Here is an 11310-nt window from a genome sequence, read left to right on the forward strand (position 1 = left end):
CTATTCAATATCGAGGTCGCGCAGCAGCTGATCGAGCTCAGGGTCTCTGGTTTGCTGCGATTGGGCCTGTGTGAGGTGCTGGGCGTTCTGTCCCGACCTGGGCTTTGCCGCAGAGCCGAGCGCCCATGCAGCAGCGCAGCCGCCGATGAGGCCGAATAGGTGACCCTGCCAGGACATCGAGGTGCCACGAGGGATCAAGCCGATGACCATCGAGACCCCGTACAGTCCGGCTACGACGATGGCGACGACAAGGTAGATGACTTTGCGCAGCCCGCAGCGGGCAAAGAGCCCGCGCAGAACGAGGTAGCCGAAGTAGCCGAACACGAGGCCGGAAGCCCCGACCGTCACGGTGCCGGGCCGGTTGAGGAAGAACACCCCGAGCCCGCCGGCAACGGCTGAGGCCACGGTGACGGCGGCGAAGCGCTTGGCGCCGTCAAAAGCGACGATGAGCCCCAGAATGAGGAACGGAATCGTGTTCGACAGCAGATGGAACCAGCTGACGTGCACGAACGGCGATGTGGCGATCGCCCACAGGCTCGACGGACTCCATGCGCGCACGCCGAGGGCGTGCACGCTGCCGGGGATGACCGTGCTGATCACGCGCATGATCCACATGAGCGCAAGCATCACAACCGGGGCGAAGTAGTGCGCGGGGACCGTCAGGGTGACGCCGCGCGTCTGCTGTGAACTCATAGTTCCATGGTGTCAAAGACGCATGAGAACGCGCTGGGGTGGGAATCGACTGAGAACAGGAACTGACCGCCTGCGGGAAGAGCCTCCGCACACGGGGCGAGCCGGGCAGTCGCGGCGTTTAGACTGTGGGGGTGTCTGTTCGCGGTATTTCCTCTGCCCTGTCCGACCTGTCTGAATTCACCGACGTCGTCGACGCGGTCGGCGAAAAGCACGGAAGCGGTGCAATCCAAGCCGTCAAGGGCCTGTGGCCGCACATCACGGCGGCCGCCGCACAGAAGCGCCCGGTTCTTGTCATCACCGCGACAGGCCGCGAGGCCGACGAGCTCGTCAATGCTCTGGCCGATCACCTCAGTCCGCGCTCCATTGCGATGTTTCCGTCGTGGGAGACCCTGCCGCACGAACGGCTTTCGCCGCGTTCGGACACCGTCGGCCAGCGTCTGTCGGTGCTGCGCCGCTTGGCCCACCCGGGCGATGTCCCCCTTTCGGTGGTCGTTGCACCCATTCGCGCTGTCACGCAGCCGCTGGTCAAGGGCCTGGGCGACCTTGAGCCGGTTGCCCTGAAAGTGGGCAGCGAAGCCGATCTGGAAGAGCTGGCCGAACGGCTTTCGGGTCTGGCCTACAGCCGTGTGGACATGGTGTCCAGGCGCGGAGAATACGCTGTGCGGGGCGGAATTCTGGACGTCTTCCCGCCGACTGACGATCACGCTCTGCGCATTGAGTTCTTCGGGGACGAAGTTGAAGAGATCCGTCCCTTCGCAGTTGCCGACCAGCGTTCGCTCGAAACCGTCGACGGCGCCCAGTATGAGCTGTGGGCCTCGCCCTGCCGTGAAGTGCTGCTGACAGAAGACGTGCGCCGCCGCGCGGCCGATCTGATTCCCGAAGTCCCCGCGGCAGCCGATCTGCTGCAGAAGATCTCCCACGGCATTGCGGCCGAGGGCATGGAGTCACTCGCCCCGGTTTTGGCCGACGGCATGGAGCCGCTCATGTCGATCCTGCCGGAGAACACCGCCGTGTTCGTCACAGCACCGCAGAAGGTCGAGGCGCGTGCTGCCGACCTCGTTGCCACAACCGAAGAGTTTTTGGCTGCAGCTTGGACATCGGCTGCCGCAGGTGCAGAAAGCCCCGTCGACCTGTCTGCCGCCAGCTTCGCAGACTACGCCGAGGTGCAGCAGGCAGCACAGGATCGCGGCTTTTCGTGGTGGGACCTGGGCGGTTTCGCAATCGACGACGAACTCGAGTCCGACCGTCTGGTGCTGACAATCGGGGCGCGTGAACCGCGCGGCTATTCCGGTGATGTCCAGGCGGTGCTGGCCGATGTCGGGCAGCACGTCAAAGACGGCTGGCAGGTGTACGTCCTCACAGAGGGCAAGGGGCCGGGCGAGCGCCTGGTGGAGGTCTTCAGCGAAGCCGACCTCCCGGCGCGCTTCGAACCTGACCTAGCCGACAAGGCCGAAGGCGCAATTCTCGTGACAACGGCGGCAGCCTACGCCGGCTTCGTCTTCGATCAGCACCACATCGCCGTATTGACAGAAGCCGAGGTGCTCGGTCGTGCCGCAGCCACTTCGACCCGGGACATGCGCCGCCTGCCCAGCCGCAGGCGACGCAACCAGGTCGACCCGCTCGACCTCAAGCCGGGTGACTATGTCGTCCACGACCAGCACGGCGTGGGCCGCTTCGTTGAACTCATGCAGCGCACCACCGGGCGCGGCAAAGACCAGCACACCCGCGAATACCTCGTCATCGAATACGCGCCCTCGAAGCGCGGCCAGCCCGGTGACCGTCTGTTCGTTCCCTCGGACGCCCTGGACCAGGTGACCCGCTATGTCGGCGGAGAAGACCCCAAGGTCAACAAGATGGGCGGTTCGGACTGGTCGAACACCAAGAAGAAGGCCCGCAAAGCCGTCAAGGAGATCGCCGGTGAGCTCATCCGCCTCTACGCGGCCCGCAGGGCGACCGTCGGCCACGCTTTCGGCCCGGACACCCCGTGGCAGCGGGAACTGGAGGACGCTTTCCCCTACGACGAAACACCGGACCAGCTGACCACCATTGACGAAGTCAAAGAGGACATGGAGAAGCAGATTCCCATGGACCGGCTGATCTGCGGTGATGTGGGCTACGGAAAAACCGAAGTCGCTGTGCGCGCCGCCTTCAAAGCCATTCAGGAAGGCAAACAGGTTGCGGTGCTCGTGCCGACAACACTGTTGGTCCAGCAGCACTACGACACCTTTTCCGAACGCTACTCCGGCTTCCCCGTCACAGTTGGGGCCATGTCGCGCTTCCAAACCCCGGCGGAAGTGCAGAAGATCAAAGACGACCTCAAAGAGGGCAAACTCGACTTGGTCATCGGAACCCACCGGCTGCTCTCGGGCGAAGTGCGGTTCAAAGACCTGGGCCTTGTCATCATCGACGAAGAGCAGCGCTTCGGGGTTGAACACAAGGAGACCCTCAAAGCGCTGCGCACAAACGTCGATGTACTGGCCATGTCTGCAACTCCGATTCCCCGCACCCTGGAAATGGCGGTCACGGGAATCCGTGAAATGTCGACTCTTGCAACCCCTCCGGAAGAGCGCCATCCCGTGCTCACCTACGTCGGCAAGTACGAAGACCGACAGGTTGCCGCCGCGATTCGCCGCGAACTGCTGCGCGAAGGTCAGGTCTTCTACATCCACAATCGCGTCCAGGACATCGAGAAGATCGCCGGCCATCTGGCGGAGCTCGTACCCGAGGCCCGCATTGCCGTAGCCCACGGCAAAATGAACGAAACCCAGCTCGAACAGGTGATTGTCGACTTCTGGGAAAAGCGCTACGACGTTCTGGTGTGCACCACGATCGTGGAGACCGGCATCGACATTTCCAACGCCAACACGCTCATCGTCGACCGCGCAGAGCGCATGGGCCTGTCCCAGCTGCACCAGCTGCGCGGCCGAGTGGGCCGTGGACGTGAGCGCGCATACGCCTACTTCCTGTATCCCAGTGACATCACGCTGACCGAAACCGCTCACGACCGCCTGCAGACGGTTGCCGCCCACACAGAACTCGGCGCGGGCATGCAGGTGGCCATGAAGGACCTCGAAATCCGCGGTGCCGGCAATCTGCTGGGCGGTCAGCAGTCCGGCCACATTGAGGGTGTCGGCTTCGACCTCTACATTCGGATGGTCGGTGAGGCGGTTGCCGACTTCAAGGGCGACGGCGAAGAAGAGCTGCCGCCCATGAAGGTCGAACTGCCCATCGACGCCCACCTGCCGACCGACTACGTCGAACACGAACGACTGCGCCTGGAGGCCTACCGCAAACTCGCTGCCGCCGAAACAGAAGAGGCGCTGCAAGAAGTCCTCGAAGAGCTCACCGACCGCTACGGCCCCTACCCGGACGAAGTTGCGGTGCTCGCGGACGTGGCGCGCCTGCGGATTCGCGCTCGCCAATCCGGCATCAGCGACATCGTCACGCAGGGCAATATGATCCGCTTCGGCCCGGCGGAACTGGCCGAATGGCAGGTGGTGCGGCTTAAGCGCCTGTATCCGAAAGCGCTCATCAAACCGGCGCTGCGCTCGATCCTCGTGCCCAAACCGGTCCGCCCCGGCAAAGGCTTCGACAAGCGCGAACTCACCGGTTCGGATCTGCTGGAGTGGTGCCGCACGCTGCTGGATCAGGTATTTCCGCTGGATGAGGCCGCATGACTGACGAGGCGCCGGAACCGGTTTCCTGGGATCCCGTGGATCCCGCTGGACTCACCTTGGCCGAAGTGCTCAGCCTGCTGCGAGCACGCTGTCCCTGGGCGGCTGCCCACACGCACGAAAGCCTGGCACCTTTCCTGCTGGAGGAGACCTATGAACTGCTCGAAGCCATCCAGCAGCACAGCGAAGCACCTGATGCGCAGAGCCTGGCAGAGCTGAAAAAAGAACTCGGCGATGTCCTCTACCAGGTGCTGTTTCACGCTGCCGTCATCGATGCACCCCAACCGCACACTCAGCCGACGGGGCAGGCTGCGCCGCCGACTTCTTTCGCCGAAGTCGAACAGCTGCTGAAAGACAAAATCGTCCGCCGCCACCGGCACGTCTTCGACTCCACCGCACCGTGGACGCTGGAGGAAGTCGAAGACATGTACGAGCGGACAAAAGCCCGCGAACGCAAAGCCGAAGGTCGCCAGGCGGTGAAAAGCTCTTTCGATTCGCTGCCGCGGACCATGCCCGCGCTGGCACGCGCGGCCGCGGTCATCGACCGAGCCCAGCGAATGGGGAGGCAACTGCAGAACCCGCCCGGCGCCTCGGCAGAAGAACAGCGGATCGGACATGAACTCCTGGCCCTGGTGCAGGAGGCGCACAGCAGGGGAGTGGACCCCGAAAAGGCCCTGCGTGCTGCTACGGAAGCCGCAGAAAAGGCCACACTGGGCCGCAGCGCCCACGAGCGCGGATAGACTTAAAGCGCACCTTTGGAGTGCGCCGGGACGACAACAACAAGGAGTACCCAGATGGCAAGAATTGATGCCGCGAACGCCCGAGAGATCCTCGACTCGCGGGGCAACCCGACGATCGAAGTTGAGATTCTGCTGGAAGACGACTCCGTCGGCACAGCAGGTGTTCCCTCGGGAGCCTCGACCGGCGAGTTCGAAGCTGTCGAACTGCGCGACGGCGACCCCGAACGCTACGACGGCAAAGGCGTCCTCGCAGCGGTCGAAGCGGTGCTGGGCGAGATCAACGACGCCATCGAAGGCGAAGAAGCCGACGAACAGCGGATCGTCGACCAGATCCTCATCGACCTTGACGGCACCGACAACAAATCGCGTCTGGGCGCAAACGCCATGCTCGGAACCTCGCTGGCAGTAGCCCGCGCACAGGCAGACTCTTCTGACCTGCCGCTGTTTCGCTACCTGGGCGGACCGAACGCACACATCATGCCGGTGCCGCTGATGAACATCCTCAACGGCGGATCCCACGCGGACTCCAACGTCGACATCCAGGAGTTCATGATCGCCCCCATCGGAGCGGCGAGCTTCCGCGAAGCACTCCGCTGGGGCACCGAGGTCTACCACGCGCTCAAGAGCGTGCTCAAGGACCGCGGCCTGTCCACAGGCCTGGGTGACGAAGGCGGATTCGCACCGAACCTCGGTTCGAACGCAGAGGCGCTCGACCTCATCCTCGAAGCGATTAAGAACGCCGGCTACCAGCCGGGCTCGGACGTTGCGCTCGCCCTCGACGTGGCCTCCTCGGAGTTCTTCTCCGATGGCGTGTACAGCTTCGAAGGCGAAAAGCGCACCGCCGAGCAGATGGCCGACTACTATGCTGATCTCGTCGACAAGTACCCCCTGGTGTCGATTGAAGACCCGCTGGATGAAAACGACTGGGACGGCTGGATTGCCATCACCGAAAAGCTCGGCGGCCGCGTGCAGCTGGTCGGCGACGACCTCTTCGTGACCAACCCCGAGCGCCTGGCTCGCGGCATCGACGAAGGTGCTGGAAACTCACTGCTGGTCAAGGTCAACCAGATCGGCACGCTCACCGAAACGTTCGACGCCGTGCAGATGGCGCAGTCGAACAACTACACCACGATGATCTCCCACCGCTCCGGTGAAACCGAAGACACGACGATCGCGGATCTCGCGGTTGCCGTCAACGCCGGGCAGATCAAGACGGGTGCCCCCGCGCGCTCGGAACGCGTGGCCAAGTACAACCGTCTGCTGGTCATCGAGGAGATCCTGGGTGACGCTGCTCGCTATGCGGGCCGCGGCGCTTTCCCGCGCTTCCAGGGATGACCTTTCGGCTGTCTTCTGCCGCTCGGCTGCGCTGAGCCTGCCGCTGTGTGAGCGGGGTGTGGAAACACACCCCGCTCTTCTTCTGTGCTGGCCCGTCCGCGCTGACCCGCCCACGACGGCTTGGCTGTGAGGTCTCTGCTTCCGTTCCTGAGTGCCGCCTGTGATAGCACTGACTGTGAACCGAATCATGCCGACACGCCAGGAACGCTTCTCCTAACATCTGGCACTGACACGGCAGACTTGTCATATTCGTGCTTCTTCCCTTCCCCTACGCACGAATGAGGTGCATATGAGCGGCGCAGACAAACGGCGCAGAAACGGCGGTTCTCGTTGGTCTGCGGCTCGTATTGCCGTCTTTTCGATCATCCTCGTGCTTTTGGCCGTCGGCTTCCTGCCCTCGGTCAGCGCGGGTGTTCGTCAGACGCAGCAGATCCGAGCGCTGGAAAAGCAGAACAGCCAGACGCAAACGGAAATCGACCAGCTCGAAAAGCGTCGCAAAGACTTCGACGACCCCGAGCACATCAAGAAGCTCGCGCGTGAAAAGCACCTGTACGCAGAAGAAGGCGAAACGCTGTATATCGTTGTCGGCGAAGACCGCGAAGACACTGCGACAGGTCAGGCCAATAAGGGGCAGGTTGACCGGCCCTGGTATCAAGAACTTGCCGAGTACATGTCGACAGTGGGAATGGCAACGGAGGATCAGTGAAGTTTTCAAGCTCGGAGCAGGACCGCGCTGTCGTAGAAGAGCAGCTGGGCCGCTTTCCCCGCGGCATGCTGGGCGTGGCTGCCCGCTCAGTGGCCGGTGAGCCGCTGGTTGTGGCAACCGCCCCGCGGTTGGAAGACGGCACGCCGTTTCCCACGGTGTACTACCTGACGCACCCGGACTACGTGCGGGAATGTTCCCGACTGGAATCCAGCGGCATCATGACCGAATGGACCGCGCAGCTGTCAGAACTGCCCGAACTCGCTGAGGCTTACCGTGCCGCGCACCGGTTCTACCTGGAAGACCGCAGGCAGATCGGTCTGGAAGCCGGAATTGCCGAAGTCGAGGAGATCAAAGACTTCTCCGCCGGGGGCATGCCCACCCGCATCAAGTGCCTGCACGCACTCGTCGCCCACTCGCTGGCCGCCGGGCCCGGCATCAATCCGATCGGTGACCGCGCACTGTCGCTCATGGACGGCGTTCCCGAGGTCGCCCGATGACCCGCGCGGCCGCCGTTGACTGCGGAACCAACTCCATTCGCCTGCTCATTGCCGATGTCGAAGGCAACAGCGTTGTCGACGTGGTCCGCTGCATGCGGATTGTTCGCCTGGGCCAGGGCGTTGATGCCACCGGCCGATTCGCTGACGAGGCACTCGAAAGGGTTTTTGCCGCCTGCGAGGAATTTGCCGCGCTCATTCGCGAACACGGCCCCATGCCGGTTCGATTCGCTGCCACTTCGGCCAGCCGCGATGTCGACAACCGCGACGAGTTCTTTGCCGGCGTGCAGCAGCGTCTGGGCATCACCCCGGAGGTCATCAGCGGAGATGACGAGGCGGCGCTGAGCTTCCTCGGTGCGACCGCGGGTGTCGGTTCGCGCATTGACGCGGGACTGCCCCAGCCGGTTCTCGTCATGGACCTAGGCGGAGGCTCCACCGAACTCGTCGTCGGCACGGGGGCCGTAGAAGCGGGGTATTCGATGAACATCGGCTGCGTGCGCATGACCGAACGCCACATCACGTCCGACCCCGTGAGCGCAGACGACATCGCAGCTGTTGAAGCTGATGTCGACGCCGCGTTCGATGAAGCAGCCAAGCACGTCAACATCGCATCCGCAGAAGCACTCGTGGGAGTGGCAGGAACCATCACCACGATCACTGCCGCCGCACTCGGCCTTGACGCCTATCAGCCGGACGTCATCCACGGTGCGCAGCTGCGCCGCGAACAAGCAGACCGGGCAGTCGAGGGCCTACTTGCGGCCACCTCGGCAGACCGTGCACAGCTGCCGTACATGCACCCCGGCCGCGTCGACGTGATCGTCGGCGGGGCGATTGTGTACCGCCGCCTGGTCCACAGGATCGAACAGGCTGCAGGTCACAGCATTCCGCTGATCACATCGGAGGCAGACATTCTCGACGGCATCGCCATCGACCTGGCCCGGCGGTCGGCCTGACCATGCTGGCAGTGTCGGTTATCAAGCGAGCCGCGGCCACGGCGGCCGTCACCGCTGTGGTCCTCAGCGCCGGAACAGTCCAGCCGGCCGCAGCTGTCGAACCCAGCGCCGGTCAGTGGTTTGCCGAAGACCTCGGCCTGGAAGAGGCATGGAAGACCTCAACCGGCAAAGGCGTCAAAGTTGCCGTCATCGATTCGGGAACCGATGACGGCCACGAAAACCTCAAAGACCGCGTGGTCGCTGCAAAAGACTTCTCCGGGGCGAAGAAGGACGGCACAACACCGGTCGGCCCCCAAGAGACAATCCACCACGGCACGGCAGTCGCCGGTGTCATTGCAGGCACAGGCAAGGGCGTTGGGCCGGTGGGCATCGCCCCGGACGCTCGCATCATGTCGGCCTCCATCTGGCTGGGCTCAGACACACCCGACGAATCCGACAGCCGCGACCAAGCCGCCGATGCGGTCAAATGGGCTGCCGACAACGGTGCCAAAGTCATCAATATGTCACTGGGGTGGGACGACCCGGCCTGGCCCGAATCGTGGGACAAGGCATTCATGCACGCCTACAAAAAGGACGCGCTCGTCATCGCCTGTGTCGGCAACGCCTCGCAGGGGGCCAAACGCGTGTGGTCGCCTGCAACCGTGCCCGGTGTCATCGGGGTCGGCGGCATCGGCCGCAATGGAAAGGTCGACAAACAGTCGTCAGCCCCCGGCGTCGACGTCGACCTCATGGCCCCGTCCCAGGGCATTCCCGTCCCGCTGACCGGAGGAAACTACGGAACGGCCGAAGGGTGCTCCTTCGCTGCGCCGATCGTCGCCGCAACAGCGGCCCTCATCCGATCCGCCCACCCCGAGTACACGGCTGATCAGACCGCCGAAGCACTGCGCTCAACCGCCGCGGCCGTAAAAGACCACGACGGAGTGACATCCGGGGATGACTTCGACACCACGGTCGGCTATGGGCGCATACGCCCCGTCGAAGCGCTCAAAGCGGACATCGACAAAGCGCCGTCAGCAGAAAAAGCGCTCAGTGAGTGGATTCACATGCACAGGCGAGCAGAAGCAGAATCGAAGAAAAAAGACGAACCAGACTCCACCTCGGCCCCGGCAACCCATGCCAGCGGAACACTGACAGAAGTGCAGCCCCGCGATGCCCGCAGCGGTCCCGCGGTGCTGGCCATCCTGCTTGCCGCAGGCGCGACATCAGCCGGAATCGGCGTGGCCGCGGGCCTTCGCAACCGCGGTCGCAAGCACTGAGCCGTTTGGGTCTAGACTGGGGGCATGGCTTTGATTCGCAACAGCAAACTACGTCCTCGTGTCCTCATCGTCGGCGGCGGTTACCTGGGTCTCGTCACAGCCCAGAACCTCCTGAAGAACCTCGGTCGCGGAGAAGCAACCGTCACCGTTGTCGACCCGAACCCGTACATGACGTACGCGCCGTTCCTGCCGGAAGTTGCCGGCGGTTCGATTGAAGCGCGCCACGCCATCGTCCCTCTGCGCCGCAACCTCAAGGGCGCAGAGGTCGTCATCGGCTCCGTCCGCAACATCAACCACGCTGAAAAGTTCGTCACCATCGAACCCGAAGGCGACGAAGCGTTTGAACTCGACTACGACTACATCGTGCTGGCCGCCGGTGCTGTGGCCCGCGCACTGCCGATTCCGGGCCTGGCTGACGAAGCCATCGGACTCAAGCGGATCGAAGAAGCCGTCGCCCTGCGCGACCACGTGCTCAACCGCCTTGACGAAGCTGCCCTCATGGAAGACGACGAAGAGCGCCGCAAGGCTCTGACGTTCGTGTTCGTCGGCGGTGGATTCGCCGGCATCGAAGCCCTTGCAGAACTCGAAGACATGGTCCGCGCAGGTGTTCGCGAACGCGAAACCCTCACCGATGCCGACGTGCGCTTCGTCCTGGTCGAAGCCATGCCGCGCGTTATGCCGGAAGTCGGCGAAGCCCAGGCCCGCTGGGTTGTCGAGCACCTGCGCTCTCGCGGCATCGACGTGTACCTCGAAACCTTCCTGGAAGACTGCACCGACAAGGTCTGCAAGCTCTCCAACGGCGAACAGTTCACCGCCGACACCATTGTGTGGAACGCCGGTGTCAAGGCCAATCCGCTGCTGGTCGACTCTGACCTTCCGCTGGATGATCGCGGTCGCGTCACGGTGCGCGCAGACCTGCGGGTCGAAGATGAAAACGGCGTTGTCGAAGGCGCTTGGGCTGCCGGTGACAACGCTGCTGTTCCAGACCTCACCGGTGACGGCCCCGGCGGTTTCTGCGTGCCGAACGCTCAGCACGCCGTCCGGCAGGCCCCGGTCCTGGCTGCAAACCTGCTGGCTTCGCTGCGAGGCGAAACCGAGTTCAAGCAGTACTACCACAAGTCACTCGGCGTTGTCGCCGGCATGGGTCTGTGGAAGGGTGTTTCGCAGATGGGCAAGACCGAACTGCGCGGCCCCGTTGCCTGGGCTATGCACCGCGCCTACCACGGCTACGCCATTCCATCCTTTGACCGCAAGGTTCGCGTGTTCGTCAACTGGGGACTCAACCTGATTCTCGGCCGCGACCTCACCCCGGTCAAGGACCTCGACGTGCCGCGGAAGAACTTTGTCGAAGCCGCTAACTCAAAGCCCGCACCCAAGAAGTGACGCGCTGATCCGCAGGGCTGATTGCCAGCCTGCCTGATCACTCACGAGGCGGGGCCACCGATTTCCGGTGGCCCCG

The 11310-nt window shown here is 63.7% G+C and carries 9 protein-coding genes; 8 read left to right on the top strand and 1 reads right to left on the bottom strand.

Translation table 11 applies throughout. The features are described 5' to 3' along the window. Positions 1–693 (bottom strand): rhomboid family intramembrane serine protease, encoded by a 693-nt coding sequence (locus HMPREF3162_RS07145; RefSeq protein WP_070576834.1) that lies wholly within the window; start codon positions 691–693, stop codon positions 1–3. Positions 694–824: 131 nt separating this feature from the next. Between HMPREF3162_RS07145 and mfd the strand changes: the two genes are divergently transcribed. The 8 genes from mfd (at position 825) to HMPREF3162_RS07185 (ending at position 11234) form a co-directional block, all read left to right on the top strand. Next, a complete protein-coding gene (gene mfd / locus HMPREF3162_RS07150) occupies positions 825–4370 on the top strand; it encodes a transcription-repair coupling factor (protein WP_070777455.1) in 3546 nt (1181 codons plus the stop codon). Further along, on the top strand, positions 4367–5107 hold the full coding sequence (locus HMPREF3162_RS07155; RefSeq protein WP_070576829.1) for a MazG nucleotide pyrophosphohydrolase domain-containing protein: 741 nt from the start codon (positions 4367–4369) through the stop codon (positions 5105–5107). Before mfd ends, HMPREF3162_RS07155 begins: the two co-directional genes overlap by 4 nt. 54 nt (positions 5108–5161) lie before the next feature. After that, the gene (gene eno / locus HMPREF3162_RS07160; RefSeq protein ID WP_070576826.1) at positions 5162–6442 is read left to right on the top strand and encodes a phosphopyruvate hydratase; all 1281 of its coding nucleotides are present in this window, start codon (positions 5162–5164) and stop codon (positions 6440–6442) included. A 289-nt stretch (positions 6443–6731) separates the two neighbouring features. Next, positions 6732–7148 carry an FtsB family cell division protein gene (locus HMPREF3162_RS07165; RefSeq protein ID WP_070576822.1) on the top strand — a complete coding sequence of 139 codons (417 nt, stop codon included), beginning with the start codon at positions 6732–6734 and terminating at the stop codon, positions 7146–7148. Next, positions 7145–7645, top strand: coding sequence for a DUF501 domain-containing protein (locus tag HMPREF3162_RS07170; RefSeq protein WP_070777457.1), 501 nt, complete (start codon positions 7145–7147; stop codon positions 7643–7645). The genes HMPREF3162_RS07165 and HMPREF3162_RS07170 overlap by 4 nt, the downstream gene beginning before the upstream one ends. Next, entirely contained in the window at positions 7642–8595 is a 954-nt protein-coding gene (locus tag HMPREF3162_RS07175) for a Ppx/GppA phosphatase family protein (RefSeq protein ID WP_070576816.1), read from the top strand. Before HMPREF3162_RS07170 ends, HMPREF3162_RS07175 begins: the two co-directional genes overlap by 4 nt. Before the next feature lie 2 nt (positions 8596–8597). Further along, on the top strand, positions 8598–9851 hold the full coding sequence (locus tag HMPREF3162_RS07180; protein WP_256282689.1) for a S8 family serine peptidase: 1254 nt from the start codon (positions 8598–8600) through the stop codon (positions 9849–9851). A gap of 24 nt (positions 9852–9875) precedes the next feature. Then, positions 9876–11234: an NAD(P)/FAD-dependent oxidoreductase gene (locus HMPREF3162_RS07185; RefSeq protein WP_070576813.1), complete on the top strand. Its 1359-nt coding sequence runs from the start codon at positions 9876–9878 to the stop codon at positions 11232–11234. Positions 11235–11310: the final 76 nt, after the last annotated feature.

The sequence above is a fragment of the Brevibacterium sp. HMSC07C04 genome (assembly GCF_001815905.1).
Taxonomy (GTDB): Bacteria; Actinomycetota; Actinomycetes; order Actinomycetales; family Brevibacteriaceae; genus Brevibacterium.

Bases quoted from the DNA above. Each gene is read 5' to 3' on its own strand.
- HMPREF3162_RS07145 (WP_070576834.1), bottom strand. From the start codon at position 693: ATGAGTTCACAGCAGACGCGCGGCGTCACCCTGACGGTCCCCGCGCAC.
- HMPREF3162_RS07155 (WP_070576829.1), top strand. From the start codon at position 4,367: ATGACTGACGAGGCGCCGGAACCGGTTTCCTGGGATCCCGTGGATCCC.
- eno (WP_070576826.1), top strand. From the start codon at position 5,162: ATGGCAAGAATTGATGCCGCGAACGCCCGAGAGATCCTCGACTCGCGG.
- HMPREF3162_RS07165 (WP_070576822.1), top strand. From the start codon at position 6,732: ATGAGCGGCGCAGACAAACGGCGCAGAAACGGCGGTTCTCGTTGGTCT.
- HMPREF3162_RS07175 (WP_070576816.1), top strand. From the start codon at position 7,642: ATGACCCGCGCGGCCGCCGTTGACTGCGGAACCAACTCCATTCGCCTG.
- HMPREF3162_RS07180 (WP_256282689.1), top strand. From the start codon at position 8,598: ATGCTGGCAGTGTCGGTTATCAAGCGAGCCGCGGCCACGGCGGCCGTC.
- HMPREF3162_RS07185 (WP_070576813.1), top strand. From the start codon at position 9,876: ATGGCTTTGATTCGCAACAGCAAACTACGTCCTCGTGTCCTCATCGTC.